This is a genomic window from Roseovarius mucosus DSM 17069 (assembly GCF_000768555.3).
GTDB classification, from domain to species: Bacteria; Pseudomonadota; Alphaproteobacteria; order Rhodobacterales; family Rhodobacteraceae; genus Roseovarius; species Roseovarius mucosus.
Map to the genome: position 1 here is coordinate 359,157 of NZ_KN293979.1, position 14,782 is coordinate 373,938.

At 61.2% G+C, this 14,782-nt stretch carries 14 protein-coding genes; 13 read left to right on the forward strand and 1 reads right to left on the reverse strand.

All coding sequences use genetic code 11. The annotated features are described in order from the left end of the window. Positions 1-49: 49 nt before the first annotated feature. From ROSMUC_RS10835 to rarD, 4 genes are all read left to right on the forward strand, one after another. On the forward strand, positions 50-3,061 hold the full coding sequence (locus tag ROSMUC_RS10835; protein WP_037272850.1) for a sarcosine oxidase subunit alpha family protein: 3,012 nt from the start codon (positions 50-52) through the stop codon (positions 3,059-3,061). Further along, a complete protein-coding gene (locus tag ROSMUC_RS10840; protein WP_037272851.1) occupies positions 3,054-3,623 on the forward strand; it encodes a sarcosine oxidase subunit gamma in 570 nt (189 codons plus the stop codon). Before ROSMUC_RS10835 ends, ROSMUC_RS10840 begins: the two co-directional genes overlap by 8 nt. 107 nt (positions 3,624-3,730) lie before the next feature. After that, entirely contained in the window at positions 3,731-4,330 is a 600-nt protein-coding gene (locus tag ROSMUC_RS10845) for a superoxide dismutase (protein ID WP_037272852.1), read from the forward strand. Between the two features lie 408 nt (positions 4,331-4,738). Beyond that, on the forward strand, positions 4,739-5,635 hold the full coding sequence (rarD, locus tag ROSMUC_RS10850) for an EamA family transporter RarD (protein WP_037272855.1): 897 nt from the start codon (positions 4,739-4,741) through the stop codon (positions 5,633-5,635). Here rarD and ROSMUC_RS10855 read toward each other — a convergent pair. After that, the gene (locus ROSMUC_RS10855; RefSeq protein ID WP_037273023.1) at positions 5,596-6,147 is read right to left on the reverse strand and encodes an LOG family protein; all 552 of its coding nucleotides are present in this window, start codon (positions 6,145-6,147) and stop codon (positions 5,596-5,598) included. The two genes, rarD and ROSMUC_RS10855, sit on opposite strands and share 40 nt — an antisense overlap. Positions 6,148-6,250: 103 nt before the next feature. Between ROSMUC_RS10855 and ROSMUC_RS10860 the strand changes: the two genes are divergently transcribed. From ROSMUC_RS10860 to ROSMUC_RS10900, 9 genes are all read left to right on the forward strand, one after another. Continuing rightward, positions 6,251-7,369: a LysM peptidoglycan-binding domain-containing protein gene (locus ROSMUC_RS10860; RefSeq protein ID WP_245875158.1), complete on the forward strand. Its 1,119-nt coding sequence runs from the start codon at positions 6,251-6,253 to the stop codon at positions 7,367-7,369. A 64-nt stretch (positions 7,370-7,433) separates the two neighbouring features. After that, positions 7,434-9,254, forward strand: coding sequence for an ABCB family ABC transporter ATP-binding protein/permease (locus tag ROSMUC_RS10865; protein WP_037272856.1), 1,821 nt, complete (start codon positions 7,434-7,436; stop codon positions 9,252-9,254). Between the two features lie 170 nt (positions 9,255-9,424). Further along, on the forward strand, positions 9,425-10,009 hold the full coding sequence (locus ROSMUC_RS10870; RefSeq protein WP_037272858.1) for an HNH endonuclease: 585 nt from the start codon (positions 9,425-9,427) through the stop codon (positions 10,007-10,009). Positions 10,010-10,113: 104 nt separating this feature from the next. Next, positions 10,114-11,523: a UDP-N-acetylmuramoyl-L-alanine--D-glutamate ligase gene (gene murD / locus ROSMUC_RS10875; RefSeq protein WP_037272860.1), complete on the forward strand. Its 1,410-nt coding sequence runs from the start codon at positions 10,114-10,116 to the stop codon at positions 11,521-11,523. After that, complete coding sequence (locus tag ROSMUC_RS10880; RefSeq protein WP_037272862.1) at positions 11,520-12,131, forward strand: VOC family protein; 612 nt, start codon at positions 11,520-11,522, stop codon at positions 12,129-12,131. The genes murD and ROSMUC_RS10880 overlap by 4 nt, the downstream gene beginning before the upstream one ends. Further along, a complete protein-coding gene (locus tag ROSMUC_RS10885; protein WP_037272864.1) occupies positions 12,128-12,607 on the forward strand; it encodes a GNAT family N-acetyltransferase in 480 nt (159 codons plus the stop codon). The genes ROSMUC_RS10880 and ROSMUC_RS10885 overlap by 4 nt, the downstream gene beginning before the upstream one ends. A gap of 45 nt (positions 12,608-12,652) precedes the next feature. Then, positions 12,653-13,351 (forward strand): molecular chaperone DjiA, encoded by a 699-nt coding sequence (locus ROSMUC_RS10890; protein ID WP_037272867.1) that lies wholly within the window; start codon positions 12,653-12,655, stop codon positions 13,349-13,351. Continuing rightward, the gene (locus ROSMUC_RS10895; protein ID WP_037272868.1) at positions 13,332-14,357 is read left to right on the forward strand and encodes an endonuclease/exonuclease/phosphatase family protein; all 1,026 of its coding nucleotides are present in this window, start codon (positions 13,332-13,334) and stop codon (positions 14,355-14,357) included. The genes ROSMUC_RS10890 and ROSMUC_RS10895 overlap by 20 nt, the downstream gene beginning before the upstream one ends. 73 nt (positions 14,358-14,430) lie before the next feature. Then, the gene (locus ROSMUC_RS10900; RefSeq protein WP_245875159.1) at positions 14,431-14,775 is read left to right on the forward strand and encodes a hypothetical protein; all 345 of its coding nucleotides are present in this window, start codon (positions 14,431-14,433) and stop codon (positions 14,773-14,775) included. Positions 14,776-14,782 lie beyond the last annotated feature (7 nt).

Here is a 14,782-nt window from a genome sequence, read left to right on the forward strand (position 1 = left end):
CGAAAATACACACAACACCACGCCCGCACCGGGCACGAGGGTTTAAGACATGAGCACGCGTCTGGCCAAGGGTGGCCGCCTCCTCGACAAGGGCCGCGCCCTTCACTTCACCTTCAACGGCAAGCGCCTCAAGGGCCATGCCGGTGATACGCTTGCCTCGGCCCTTCTGGCCAATGATCAGATGCTGGTCGGGCGGTCGTTCAAATACCACCGCCCGCGCGGCATCGTGGCAAGCGGGGCCGAAGAGCCCAACGCGCTCGTCCATCTGGGCGAGGGCGCGCGCATGGAACCCAACCAGCGCGTGACCACGACCGAGCTCTTCGACGGGCTGACCTGCAGCAGCCAGAACCACTGGCCCAGCCTTGATTATGACATCGGCGCGATCAACACCCATCTCGCGCGCTTCCTGCCCGCGGGCTTCTACTACAAGATGTTCATCCATCCGCGCCCCTTCTGGAAGCATGTCTACGAACCCTTCATCCGCCAGTCGGCGGGCTTGGGCAAGGCGACCAACCCCGGCGACCCCGACCGGTATGAGCATTTCTACTTCTTCTGCGACGTGGCCGTGATCGGCGGCGGCGTGGCGGGCCTGCAATCCGCCCTCGCGGCGGCAGAGGCGGGCGCCAAGGTGCTCCTGATGGAACAAACCGCCCATTGGGGCGGCCGCGCGCCCGTGGATGGCGGCGAGATTGACGGCCAATCGGCCGAGGACTGGATCACCGCCACCATCGCCAAACTGCGCGACATGCCCAATGTCACCCTGCGCCTGCGCTGCATGGGGGCAGGGGTCTATGACCACGGCTATCTCCTGGGCTACGAGCGCGTGAATGACCATGCGCCCAGCACAGATAACCCCCGTCACCGCCTCTGGCGCATCCGCGCAGGCCAGATCATCACCGCCACCGGCGCGATCGAGCGCCCGCTCAGCTTTGCAGGCAATGACATCCCCGGCGTGATGCTGGCCTCGGCCATCCGCGACTATGCGGTGAATTACGGCGTTTCCATCGGCGACCGTACCGTCGTTGTCACCAATAACGACGATGCCTACCGCACCGCGATCACGCTCAAGAAATTGGGCCTCGAAATCCCCGCCATCCTCGACGCCCGCCAATCGGGCGGCGGCGCACTGGCGGCAGAGGCCCGCAGCTTGGGCATCCGGGTCGAAAACGGCAAGGGCATCGCCAAAGTGAAAGGCGGCAAGCGCGTGACCGGCGTGGCGATCTGTGCCCAAGCGGGCGAAGGTGCTGTGCTGGAAGAGATCAAATGCGACGCGGTCGCCATGTCTGGCGGCTGGTCGCCCGTGGTCCATCTCTGGTCCCATTGCGGCGGCAAACTCCTCTGGGATAGCGCACAAGCGCATTTCCGCCCCGACCCCGCCAATCCCCCGCGCGGTGCGAAAGGAGAGGCCTTCGTTGTGGTCGCAGGCTCTGCCAACGGCAACCTTGATCTGGCGGCCGCGCTCACCGACGCCGACGCTGCCGGTAAAACCGCGGCCAAGGCCATGGGCCACGACCCCAAATCCACCAAGGCCCCCTCAGCCAGTGCCACCGACGAAGCAGCGCTCGAAGCGGTCTGGCTCATGCCGCAAGGTGCCAATATCAAGCTGCGGATGAAATCCTGGCTCGATTACCAGAACGATGTGAAGGTCTCTGACGTGCAACTCGCCGCGCGCGAAGGCTATGAGAGCGTCGAGCACGCCAAGCGTTACACCACGCTCGGCATGGCCACCGATCAGGGCAAGCTCAGCAATATCAACGGCTTGGCGATCCTCTCGGATGCGCTCGGTCAGCCCATCCCGCAGACCGGCACCACCACCTTCCGTCCGCCCTATACGCCGATTTCCCTCTCGGCCATCGCAGGGGCGGCGCGCGACGCCGTGTTCCAGCCGATCCGCAAGACCCCGATCCACGGCTGGCACGAGGCCAACAACGCCCATTTCGAACCCGTGGGCCAGTGGCGCCGCCCCTATTGCTTCCCCAAGGGCGAGGAAACCCACCGCGATGCCGTGAACCGCGAGATCAACCAGACGCGGCAGCGCCTTGGCCTGCTCGATGCCTCCACCCTGGGCAAGATCATCGTCAAAGGGCCGGATGCCGGTAAATTCCTCGACATGCTCTACACCAACGTGATGAGCAGCCTGAAACCCGGCAAATGCCGCTATGGCCTGATGTGCAACGAAAACGGCTTCCTCATGGATGACGGCGTCGTTGCCCGCATCGACGAGGACACCTTCCTCTGCCACACCACCACCGGCGGGGCGGAATCGATCCACGGCCATATGGAAGACTGGCTGCAATGCGAATGGTGGGACTGGAAAGTCTATACCGCCAATGTCACCGAGCAATATGCGCAAATCGCCGTCGTTGGCCCCAAGGCCCGCGAGACGCTGGCGAAACTGACCACCGATGACCTCAGCAACGAGGCACTTCCCTTCATGGGGTGGGCCGATCTCACGCTCGCAGGGATGCCGGTGCGCGCCTATCGCATCTCCTTCTCGGGGGAACTCAGCTACGAATTGGCCGTGCCCGCCAGCTATGGCCGCGCCCTCTGGGATGCGCTTCTCGATGCGGGGGCAGAACATGGCGTCACCCCCTATGGCACCGAGGGCCTGCACGTCATGCGTGCTGAAAAGGGCTTCATCATGATCGGTGATGAAACCGACGGCACGGTGATCCCGCAGGACCTCAACATGGGCTGGGCGATTTCCAAGAAGAAAGACGACTATCTTGGCAAACGCGCGCAGGAACGCAGCCACATGGCCGATCCGAACCGCTGGAAACTGGTGGGCCTCGAAACGCTCGATGGTTCGGTCCTGCCCGATGGGGCCTATGCCACCGCGTCCGGCCACAACGCCAACGGCCAACGCATGACCCAAGGTCGCGTGACTTCGACCTATTACTCGCCCACGCTTGGGCGCGGTATTGCCATGGGGCTGGTCCATAACGGCCCCGACCGCATGGGCGATGTGCTCGATTTCCCAAAGGTCGACGGCGGCATCATCAAGGCCAAGATCGTCGATCCGGTTTTCTTCGACAAGGACGGGGAGAAACAGAATGTCTAACGCCGTGACCGCCCTCAACGGGGCCAATTATCAGGGCCTCGCCACCATCGCCGATCAGGGCCTGACCGGCATGATCACCCTGCGCGGCGATCTGGCCAGCGCCGGGATCAAGGCGGCGGTCAAATCCGCCACCGGCCTCGATGTGCCCGCCCAGCGTCAGGCGCTGATGGGCAAGGGCACCGCCGCCCTCTGGATGTCGCCCGACGAACTCCTGCTTCTGTGCCCCTACGCCGAAGTGGGCGAGCGGCTTGCCGGGATCGAGGCGGCCCTCAAGGGCCAGCATTTCCTCGCAGTCAATGTCTCGGACGCGCGCACCTTTCTGCGCATCTCGGGCTATGGCGCGCGCGAGGTGCTGGCCAAGGTCTGCCCGGTCGATCTCTCGCCCGAGGGCTTTACCCCCGGCATGTTCCGCCGCACCCGCATGGCGCAGGTGCCCGCCGCCTTCTGGCTCGACGAGGCCGGCAATTTCCACCTCATCTGCTTCCGCTCGGTTGCGGATTACGCCTTCGAGCTTCTCAAGGTCTCTGCTCAGCCGGGCGGCGAGGTCGGGCTTTACGCCTGACCTCCGCTTCCTGACTGAAAAACTCCGACATTCGGGGTTGACCTTTGCCGGGTCGCCCCACCATGTAGAGGCATCGGAACCAGAACCTCAACAAACAGGGGGCCCAAATGGCTTTTGAACTTCCCGATCTTCCCTATGCGCATGACGCACTTGCCGCTCATGGCATGTCCGCCGAGACACTCGAATATCACCACGACCTGCACCACAAGGCCTATGTCGACAATGGCAACAAGCTGATTGCTGGCACCGAATGGGACGGCAAGTCGCTGGAAGAGATCATCACCGGCACCTATGACAAATCCGCCGTGGCGCAGTCGGGCATCTTCAACAACATCAGCCAGCTCTGGAACCACAACCAGTTCTGGGAAATGATGAGCCCGACCAAGACCGGAATGCCCGGCGAGTTGGAAAAGGCGCTGACCGAGAGCTTCGGCTCGGTCGACAAATTCAAAGAGGCGTTTTCCGCCGCCGGTGCCGGTCAGTTCGGCTCGGGGTGGTGTTGGCTCGTCAAGGATGCCGATGGCAGCCTCAAGGTGACCAAGACCGAGAATGGCGTGAACCCGCTCTGCTTCGGTCAAACCGCCTTGCTCGGGTGCGACGTGTGGGAACATTCCTACTACATCGACTTCCGCAACAAGCGTCCGGCATACCTGGCCAACTTCCTCGACAATCTGGTCAACTGGGAAAACGTTGCTTCGCGGATGTGATCGACCTTCCGATTTCCGTCAAAGCCCCCCACTTTCGTCGTGGGGGGCTTTTTCGTATCCCGCCCCTTGGGAAGCGCACCGAAAATGCCGTGCGGATCGCGCCCGTGGCGTTAACCGTTTCTCAACATCCCGCTGAATTCAGGGCGTGTTGCGCCCCATCGGGCACACACCCGTCCCGGGCTTGACCCGGGACCTCGTCGAGGCCGCGCAGAGGCCCCGGCTCGGGGGCCGGGGCGATGTGAACCTGATCAGACGCATCGTGCTCTAGGCTCACGCCCGTGCAAACCGACATCTGCCGCCAGACCTTACAAAATAACCTTACAAACCTTACGGACCTTAAGGTTTGCCCTTGCCCCCACCGGTCACATGCGGCAGCACTCAACACATCGGAACTGAGGGGCAAGTCACATGCGCGAAGCGACCAAGGGTATTCTGGCGATGGTCGCTACCTGCTCGGTTTGGGGGCTGTCGGGCATCTATTACAAGCTGCTCGATCATATTCCGCCCATCGAAATTCTCGCCCACCGCACCCTCTGGTCCTTCATCTTCTTTGCGCTCGTTCTCTTGGTGCAAGGGCGAATTTCCGTTTTGCGTCAGACCCTTGGCGCAAGAAAATCGGTGCTTTTGATTGGCTTTGCCGCGCTGATGATCTCGACCAATTGGTTCGTTTTCATCACCTCGATTCAGATCGGCAAGGCGGTCGAGGCCTCTTTGGGCTACTACATCTTCCCGCTCGTCGCCGTGCTTCTGGGGGCCATTGCCTTTCGCGAACGTCTTGGAAAGGCACAGCTTTTTGCCGTGGCGCTAGCCGCGACGGCGGTCATAACCCTGACCATCGGCCTTGGCGTCCCACCTTGGATCGCGCTTATACTGGCCACCAGCTTTGGCTTCTATGGTCTTGTTAAAAAAGGGCTTTCCGTGGGTCCAGTGGTTTCCGTCACGGCCGAGGTGCTGCTTCTGTCCCCCATTGCCTTGGGGGTTTTGTGGTGGTTCCACTCTGACGGTCACGGCGCCTTTGGCACAAACTGGCAGGACAGCCTGCTCTTGGCCTTTTCCGGCATCCTCACCGCGTCCCCCCTCATCATGTTCAGCTACGCCACCAAACGCATCACCCTGGCTACGGTGGGGTTGGTTCAATACATGAACCCCAGCCTGCAATTCCTTGTTGCGACACTCTTATTTCGCGAAGTCTTCAGTTTCTGGCACGCTATTGCCTTTGGCATGATCTGGTCTGCTTTGGCGATTTACACCACCGCCAGCCTGCGTCAGGATAGGGCGGCGCGCAGAGCGATCCTCAAATCTTGAAGAGAATCAAAGCTTTGGACAAAAGATTTCACGTTTTCTCCGGCAAAACCCTGTGTCACCACATGATCCAGCAATTGCATCAGAGGTGTCCAATAACCATCTGTATTCAAGATGAAAATAGGCTTTTGATGCAGGTCGAGTTGCCGCCATGTGAGGACTTCGAAAAACTCATCCAGAGATCCCGCGCCACCCGGTAGAACCACGATGGCATCCGAGTTCATGAACATCACCTTCTTGCGTTCATGCATGGTCTCGACCACAATATATTGCGTGAGGTCCCGCTTGCCCACTTCCCAGGCCACGAGATGCGCCGGGATAACGCCAAAGGTCTCGCCTCCCGCGTCCTGCACCGCGCGCGCCGTGGCCCCCATCAGCCCGACATCCCCTGCGCCATAAACCAGCCGCCAGCCTTCGGTCACCAACATCTGGCCGACGGCGGTTGCCTCTTGCATATATATGGGGTCGTTGCCGGGACGTGCGCCGCAAAAGACACAGACAGAACGCGCGGCCATGAAATCACTCCGGGCACATGCAGGGTTGCTTTGACCCGTGATAGCCTTGTTGCTATTCTCGGACAACCGGCCAACGCGCCGCGAGAGGGGGATTTTTGAAAAGATGAGCAAATTCGGTGGCTTGGGCACTGGATCGGTCATGGGTCTTGGCGGACTGGCGGTGATCGGCGCAGTTTTGGCGGCGCTCTGGTTACGCGCTCAGCCCGAACCCACCCCAGAAATTACCCCCGTGGTCGAAACCGTCGAGGCGCCAGCCCTCGCGATACCCGAACCTGCCCCGACCCCGCCGATGCCCGAGGCCCCGACGATCGACACCTTCCGGCTCGAGCCCGGTGGCCAGATGATCATCGCCGGTCAGGCAGAGCCGGGATCGCAGGTGGCAATCCTGTTGGACAACATCAATGTCGGCTCAGTTCTCTCTGATAATGCAGGGAAATTCGTGCAGTTCCTTGATCTTCCTACCAGCGCCGCGCCGCGTGTCCTCTCACTCAGAATGCGCTCTGAACCGTCAGGGCAAGAACTGGCGTCCCAAGACGAAATCATCATCGCGCCCACACCCGTTGATCTTGCTGACGCACCGGCGCCCGCCGAAGTGCCGCTCGTAAGCTCCGAGGCGCAAACAGTTGCAAAGGAAGGGAAATCTCCTGACCAAGCGACCGCGGCGCAAGATGTAACACAACCTAGCCAAACCGTTCTCTTGACCGATGACTCTGGCGTGCGCGTCCTGCAAACCCCCTCGGTGGATCGCGCGCCGGACGTTATGTCAAATGTCGCGCTCGATGCCATCACCTATTCTCCCGACGGTGATGTCGAGCTTTCGGGCCGGGCACAAGGCACTGGATTCGTTCGCATTTATCTCGATAATGATCCGATTGTGACCTCCCCCGTTTCCCCGTCCGGGGATTGGACCACCGCCTTGCCCGAGGTCGATACCGGCGTCTACACCCTGCGCGTCGACGAGGTGGACACGACTGGTACCGTCACCTCACGGGTGGAAACCCCTTTCAAACGCGAGGATCAGGCTGTTTTGACCGCCGCGCAAACAGCCGAGAGTACCCCAATCCGCGCCATCACCGTCCAACCCGGTTCGACCCTCTGGGCAATCTCTCGTGAGGCTTATGGCGAAGGTGTGCTCTATGTCCGCGTGTTCGAGGCCAATCGCGACCGCATCCGCGATCCAGACTTGATCTATCCCGGCCAAGTCTTTGCCCTGCCACAATAATCCCTTGTGGCAATCACCCTGTCTCAGGGCTATCTCTAAGGCAAGGGATTGAAAAGGCCAGCCCATGCGCCACGCCAGAATTACCACATCCGATGCCCCCACCAAGGGCTGGCGTACCGTTCGTCGCGTGGCCCCCTATCTCTGGCCCGCCGATCAACCTTGGGTCAAACGCCGTGTGGTGTTTGCGTTGATGTCTCTGGTCGTGGCCAAGCTTATCGGCGTTGGCACGCCTTTCTTCTACAAGGCCGCCGTCGACATGCTGGCTGGAGACGGGCAATCGGCTGCCTGGATGTTGGGCGCTGGTGCGGTCGGACTGACCGTCGCCTACGGCATGGCGCGGCTGATGACCGTGGGCTTCCAACAGTTGCGCGATGTGATCTTTGCCCGCGTGGCGCAGCGCGCCCTGCGTGCCTTGGCGCTCAAGACTTTTCAACATATTCATTCAATGTCAATGCGTTACCACATAACGCGCAAGACTGGCGGTCTCAGTCGAATCATTGAGCGTGGGGTGAAAGGGGTTGAGTTTCTCCTGCGGTTCCTGCTCTTTTCCATCGGCCCTTTGGTCCTGGAGCTGACGTTGATCGGCATCGTGCTCGCTGTGATCTTCGACATCTGGTATCTGGTCGTGGTCGTCGCCGTGATCGGAACCTACGTGGCTTTTACCTTCAAAGTCACAGAATGGCGTGTGCGCCTGCGCAAGGAAATGAACGATCAGGACACCGAAGCCAACCAGAAAGCGATCGACAGCCTGCTGAACTTTGAAACCGTCAAATACTTCGGTGCGGAACGGCGTGAGGCCAGTCGCTATGACGCGGCCATGGCGGGCTATGAAAAGGCCGCGCTTCAGACCTCCTATTCGCTGGCCTTTCTGAATTTCGGCCAGTCCTTGATCATCACCGGCGGCTTGGTGATCGTGATGGTGATGGCTGCAATGGGGGTGCAATCGGGCAGCATGACCGTGGGCGATTTCGTCATGGTCAACGCCTATATGATCCAGATCACCATGCCGCTCAACTTTCTGGGCACAGTCTATCGTGAGATCCGCCAAGCTTTGGTCGATATGTCCGAAATGTTCGATTTGTTAGAGCAGGAAGGAGATGTTGAGGATAAGCCGGACGCAGATGTTCTAAAAGTTAAAGGTGCCGCTGTTCGATTGGCGGATGTGGATTTTGGTTATGACGCCAATAGACCGATCCTAAAGGGCGTTACGCTCGATGTTCCGGCGGGGCAAACGGTTGCGGTGGTTGGCCCCTCGGGGTCGGGTAAGTCAACTATCGGGCGTCTTCTGTTCCGCTTTTACGACGTGCAGGCGGGTCGTGTTCTGATCGACGGTCAAGACGTGCGCGATGTCACCCAAGAGAGCCTGCACGCCGCTATCGGCGTGGTGCCGCAGGATACCGTTCTTTTCAACGACACCATCGGCTATAACATCGGATATGGGCGCGCCGGGGCCACACAGTCCGAGATCGAAGAGGCCGCGCGCGCAGCTCAGATTCACGACTTCATCGCAAGTTTGCCAGAGGGTTACGCGACGCAGGTGGGAGAGCGGGGGCTAAAGCTCTCGGGGGGCGAAAAGCAACGCGTGGGAATCGCACGCACTCTGCTCAAAAATCCACCAATCCTGCTGTTGGACGAGGCGACGAGTGCGCTCGACACCCAGACCGAACGGGAAATTCAAGGCGCTCTCGCGCGTGCGGCCGAAGGGCGCACCGTGATCATGATTGCACATCGTTTATCCACTGTCGCCAATGCAGATCGAATTGTGGTTTTGGATCAAGGTGTTGTAGTGGAGGAGGGCACCCATTCCGATCTACTTGCGCGGCAGGGGCGCTACGCCGCGCTCTGGCAGCGGCAGGCCAGCGAGGCGACAGAAGTGGCCGCCTGAACAATCTGTCATGGGACAGTTACTTTGGCCTATTAGACATCCCGTCATCGAGCGCTACATATCGCACTTGTCAGAGTACAATGACGATATATAGTGGACTCAGGACGGGGTCAGGTGCCCGCTCTGGCACCTGCGCCCCTGACGACCGGGGTGAGAGGACAGTCAGTCAGATGGACGGCGATTTCAGGACCGAATTCGTAAGAGAGCCTGCCTCTTTGAGGCATTTTCCGGCACTTGTGCTGAACGCGGATTATCGCCCGCTCTCCTATTACCCGCTGTCGCTTTGGACGTGGCAAGAGGCGGTCAAGGCGGCTTGGTCAGATCGGGTGGATATCGTCGCTGAGTACGATCACTGGGTCCGAAGCCCGAGCACGGTGATCCGCATACCTTCGGTCATTGTGTTGAAAGATTACGTAAAACTCCAAAAGCGCGTGGCCTTCACGCGCTTTAATTTATTTCTGCGCGACGAATTCATGTGTCAGTATTGCGGCTCCAAGGGCGATCTGACCTTTGACCATGTGGTGCCGCGCGCGTCGGGTGGGGTCACAAGCTGGGAGAATGTTGTGGCGGCCTGTAGCCCGTGCAACCTGCGCAAGGGCTCCAAAAGCCTGCGCCAATCGGGCCTGAGCCTGCGCAAACCGCCACGTATGCCGGGCGCAGAGCAATTGCGCAATCAAGGGCGCAAATTCCCCCCGAACCATCTGCACGAAAGCTGGCTCGATTATCTCTACTGGGATGCCGAACTCGACGCTTGAGCGGGCTTGCTTGCCTGCGGGCCGACGCTTGCATCTTGCCCCGGTCCCGGCGCAAATACGCGGGCATGGGCGAGAAGGGGCGCAACAGCCCCGGGGGGAGAAGAATGATTCCGGTCAGAGGATATGCGGGCGCCAAGGTCGCTGTGTTGGGGCTGGGCCGCTCAGGCCTTTCGGCGGCGCGGGCCCTGCGCGCGGGCGGGGCCGAGGTATTGGCCTGGGACGATAGCGAAACGGCGCGCGCTGCGGCCGAAGCCGAGGGATTTGCGACCGTTGATCTGACGCGCGCAGGCGCCTTTGACGGGGTCGCCACTCTCATTGTCAGCCCCGGCATCCCGCATCTTTATCCCGTTCCCAACCGCGTGATCGCCGCAGCTCTGGACGCAGGCGTTCCAGTGGATAATGACATCGGGCTCTTTTTTCGCTCACTCGCAACAGACGATTGGGATGAGTTCGACGTGACCCCCAAGGTGATTGCCGTGACTGGCAGCAACGGCAAATCGACCACCTCCGCCCTTATTCACCATGTCTTGCGCGAGGCGGGGCGCGCGGCGCAGCTTGCGGGCAATATCGGTCGCGGCGTGCTCGACATCGACCCGCCCGAGGATGGTGGCGTCGTTGTTCTGGAACTGAGCAGCTATCAGACCGATCTGGCGCGCGCACTGACTCCCGATGTGGCGGTCTTTACCAACCTTTCGCCCGACCATCTTGATCGTCACGCCGGCCTGGGGGGGTATTTTGCCGCCAAGCGCAGGCTGTTCGCAGAAGGCGGGCCGGACCGGGCCGTGATCGGCGTGGACGAGGCCGAGGGGCTCTATCTGGCGGGGCAGATGGCCGAGGGGCCCAATGACGACAGGGTGATCCGCATTTCGGTGGATCGCAAGCTGACCGGCTTTGGCTGGTCGGTCTTTGCGCGCAAGGGGTTCCTCAGCGAATATCGCCATGGACGTCAGGTGGGGTCCATCGACCTACGCGGTGTCAAGGGGCTTCCGGGATCGCACAATCATCAGAATGCCTGCGCCGCCTATGCCGCTTGCCGCACTCTCGGTTTGGCCCCGCGCGTCATCGAGGCGGGATTTCACAGCTATGCCGGTCTGCCGCACCGCAGTCAGCGCGTGGCGGAAAAGGATGGCGTCATCTTTGTGAATGACAGCAAGGCCACCAATGTCGACAGCGCGCTCAAGGCGCTGTTGGCATTCGACAAAATCCGCTGGATCTGCGGCGGGCTGGAAAAGGACGGTGGATTGGCCGGGCTGGCCCCCGGCCTTGGGCATGTGCGCCGGGCCTATGTGATCGGACGCGAAGCGGCGCAGTTTGCCATCGGGTTGGGGGATGTGGATACTGAGGTGTGCACCACGATGTCAGAGGCGGTGGCCCGTGCGATGCGCGATGCAGAGCCGGGGGATGTGGTGTTGTTGGCCCCGGCGGCGGCAAGTTTCGACCAATACGACAACTTTGAAAAGCGCGGCGAGGATTTCATGGCGCAGGTTCGGGCGCTGCTTGGGGTAGAGGTATGATGCGGCTCGACCATCTGGCGGTCGCGGCAGAGAGCCTCGAGGCTGGGCGGGCGCGTGTCGAGGCGGCGCTTGGACTGCGCTTGCAGCCCGGTGGCCAACATGCGCATTTCGGCACGCATAACCTCCTCCTCGGACTGGAAGATGGCCTCTATCTCGAGGTGATCGCGATTGACCCGGACGCTCCGGCCCCCGCGTATCCGCGCTGGTTCGATTTGGATCGGTTCTCTGGTGACCCTCGCCTGCACAACTGGATTTGCGCGGTCGATGATCTGGATGGGGCCCTCTTGCGGCATCCGGGTGCGGGGCAGGCGGTGGACTTGGCACGTGGCGATTTACGGTGGCGGATGGCGGTTCCGGGGTCCGGCGTGCTCCCGATGGACAATCTCTTTCCGGCACTGATCGAGTGGCAGGGTGCGGCGCATCCGGCGGCGCGACTTGCACCCTCCGGCGCGCGGTTATCGCGGCTGGTGGTCTCGCATCCAGAGGCCGCCGCCCTGAAGGCCATGTTCGGACCGGAGTTGCAGGATGCACGCGTGGTCTTCGAGACCGGTCCAACGGGTCTGCGTGCCGAATTTGAAACGCCTCATGGCCTCAGGGTGATCGAATGATCCTTAGACAGGCAGACCCGCGCGATATTCCCCAGATCCTTGCCTTCTGGAACCCGCTCATTCGCGACACTTCCGTCACCTTTACCACGGTGGAAAAGACGCCCGAGGCCCTGGCAGCGGACATGGCCGCGCGTGGTGCGGCGTTTCAGGTGGCAGAGAAGGCGGGCAAGGTGCTGGGATTTGCCAGCTACGGCGCGTTCCGGTCGGGGCCGGGCTATGCACACACCGCTGAGCACACGGTCATTCTGGCCTCCGAGGCGCACGGTCAAGGCATCGGGCGGGCGCTGATGACGCGACTGGAGGAGGTGGCGCGCGCGGCGGATATGCATGTGCTGGTCGCTGGCGTCAGCGGCGAAAACCTGGGCGCCATCGCCTTTCACCGTGCCATAGGATTTGCCGAAGTGGCACGCATGCCCGAGGTAGGGCGAAAATTCGAGCGCTGGATGGATTTGGTGCTTTTGCAGAAAATCCTGTGACGGTTTGCACTGACAGGGACCGGGAATGGGTCTAGGGTAACGCCCATGTCGATTTGGGTCCGCATCTCAGAAGCCTTGTCAGCCCTTGCCAATGGCGAGGGCCTGAGCGCTGTTTTCGACCGCCTGCGCACCCCGCCCGAACGTAGCGTGGCCTTTACGATCGCAGTGATCGCGCTCTCGGCCAAGATGGCCAAGGCCGATGGGCAGGTCACACGCGACGAGGTCACAGCCTTTCGCGAGGTTTTCCAGATTGCCGAGGCGGATGAGGGAAACGCCGCCCGGGTGTTCAACCTTGCGCGGCAGGATGTGGCCGGTTTCGAAGATTACGCCCGCCGCATCGCCCGCATGTTCGAGGGTCAGCCCGGAACGCTCTGTGACCTGATGGAGGGGCTCTTTCACATTGCCATGGCGGACGGGGTCTATCACGCGAAAGAGGATGAATTTCTCGCCCGTGTGGCCGAGATTTTTGCGCTGCCTGCGTCCACTTTTCGAACTCTGCGGACGCGGTTCGTACCGGATGCAACCCCCGATCCTTGGTCTGTTCTGGGTGTGACACCGGATATGCCGATGGACGAGGTGCGCAAGGCCTGGCGCGACCTGGTCCGCGAGAGCCATCCGGACCGTATGCAGGCCCGCGGGGTGCCGCCAGAGGCGATCCGTCTGGCAGAGCGACGGCTGGTGGACATCAACCGCGCTTGGGAAGAGATCAGCGAGGCCCGCGCCCATGCGGATCGCCACCTATAACGTCGAATGGTTCAACGCGCTCTTTGACGATCAGGGGCAACCCCATGAAGATGGCGCATGGTCCGCGCGCTACAACGTGACTCGCGCAGACCAGCTGGCAGCGCTCGGGATCGTGTTCACGGCACTGGATGCAGATGCGGTGCTGGTGGTCGAGGCACCCGATGACAATGGCCGCCGCAGTACGGTCAAGGCATTGGAAAATTTTGCAAAACTCATGCAGCTTCGGGCGCGACGGGCGCTGATCGGCTTTGCCAATGAGACGCAACAGGAACTCGCGCTGCTCTATGATCCGGATGTTCTGAGCGGGCGGCATGATCCGCAAGGGGCGACAACCGGGAGCGGGGACACGCCGCCGCGCTTTGATGGGGTCTTTCGGATCGACCTTGACATTGATGACCGCGCGGATCGTGTCACGTTTTCCAAACCACCTCTTGAGGTGGAATTGACCACGACCGCCGGCCAAAGGCTGCGCTTGATCGGGGCGCATCTGAAATCCAAGGCCCCCCATGGCGCTGTAGGGCGCGACGAGGCGATCCGCATCGGTATCACCAATCGACGCAAGCAATTGGCGCAGGCGGTCTGGCTGCGTCAAAGGATCGAAGCACATCTTGCAGCTGATGACTCGCTGATTGTGCTGGGGGACCTTAACGATGGTCCGGGGCTTGATGAATATGAGCATCTTTTCGGGCGCTCCTCGGTCGAAATTATCATGGGTGAAGGGCAGGACACCGCCGCGGCCCTGTATGATCCGCATGCGCGCGGGGCGCTGTTACGGCGGTTTGGGGCGGTTCATACTTCGGCGCGGTTCTATCTACGGGACCAGCGGCGATATATGCAGGCACTGCTCGATTATATCCTGATCTCGCCGGACCTCATGGCGCGCCGTCCAGCCTGGCGCATCTGGCATCCGTTCGACGATCCGGTCTGCTGGGACAACAAAGAGTTGCGTGAGGCGCTGCTCGTTGCTTCAGACCATTTCCCGGTCAGTCTCGATATTGAATTGTGATCTTAAAATCGTACCTCGAAGCGATTATATGAAACTCATGACACCAATACACCTGATCAGAACCGTTTGTCTGATGTCCGCGCTTGCCGCGGCCCCCCTTGCCGCGCAGGACGTGACGGAAGAAGAGCAGGGCCGATCCCTCATGGAAGAGGGGGCGCGCCTCTTTTTTGAGGGGATACAGCGCGAGATGGGCCCGGCGCTTGAAGGGCTTCGCGATCGCGCCCAAGAGATGGAGCCCGCACTGCGCCAGTTCGTCGAGGAAATGGGCCCGGCGCTGCGCGACCTGATGGGCGAAATCGGCGATCTCAGCGCCTTTCACGCGCCAGAGGTTTTGCCGAATGGTGATATCCTATTGCGTCGCAAGACCCCACAAGAAATGCAGGAAAGCCCTACGCCAGACGGCGAAATCGAGCTTTGAGCGTCAA

Excerpts from the sequence above, each read along its gene's own strand:
- ROSMUC_RS10835 (WP_037272850.1), top strand. The coding sequence starts at position 50 with ATGAGCACGCGTCTGGCCAAGGGTGGCCGCCTCCTCGACAAGGGCCGC.
- ROSMUC_RS10865 (WP_037272856.1), top strand. The coding sequence starts at position 7,434 with ATGCGCCACGCCAGAATTACCACATCCGATGCCCCCACCAAGGGCTGG.
- murD (WP_037272860.1), top strand. The coding sequence starts at position 10,114 with ATGATTCCGGTCAGAGGATATGCGGGCGCCAAGGTCGCTGTGTTGGGG.
- ROSMUC_RS10895 (WP_037272868.1), top strand. The coding sequence starts at position 13,332 with ATGCGGATCGCCACCTATAACGTCGAATGGTTCAACGCGCTCTTTGAC.
- ROSMUC_RS10900 (WP_245875159.1), top strand. The coding sequence starts at position 14,431 with ATGTCCGCGCTTGCCGCGGCCCCCCTTGCCGCGCAGGACGTGACGGAA.
- ROSMUC_RS10855 (WP_037273023.1), bottom strand. The coding sequence starts at position 6,147 with ATGGCCGCGCGTTCTGTCTGTGTCTTTTGCGGCGCACGTCCCGGCAAC.
- rarD (WP_037272855.1), top strand. The coding sequence starts at position 4,739 with ATGCGCGAAGCGACCAAGGGTATTCTGGCGATGGTCGCTACCTGCTCG.
- ROSMUC_RS10880 (WP_037272862.1), top strand. The coding sequence starts at position 11,520 with ATGATGCGGCTCGACCATCTGGCGGTCGCGGCAGAGAGCCTCGAGGCT.
- ROSMUC_RS10845 (WP_037272852.1), top strand. The coding sequence starts at position 3,731 with ATGGCTTTTGAACTTCCCGATCTTCCCTATGCGCATGACGCACTTGCC.
- ROSMUC_RS10885 (WP_037272864.1), top strand. The coding sequence starts at position 12,128 with ATGATCCTTAGACAGGCAGACCCGCGCGATATTCCCCAGATCCTTGCC.
- ROSMUC_RS10840 (WP_037272851.1), top strand. The coding sequence starts at position 3,054 with ATGTCTAACGCCGTGACCGCCCTCAACGGGGCCAATTATCAGGGCCTC.
- ROSMUC_RS10860 (WP_245875158.1), top strand. The coding sequence starts at position 6,251 with ATGAGCAAATTCGGTGGCTTGGGCACTGGATCGGTCATGGGTCTTGGC.
- ROSMUC_RS10890 (WP_037272867.1), top strand. The coding sequence starts at position 12,653 with ATGTCGATTTGGGTCCGCATCTCAGAAGCCTTGTCAGCCCTTGCCAAT.
- ROSMUC_RS10870 (WP_037272858.1), top strand. The coding sequence starts at position 9,425 with ATGGACGGCGATTTCAGGACCGAATTCGTAAGAGAGCCTGCCTCTTTG.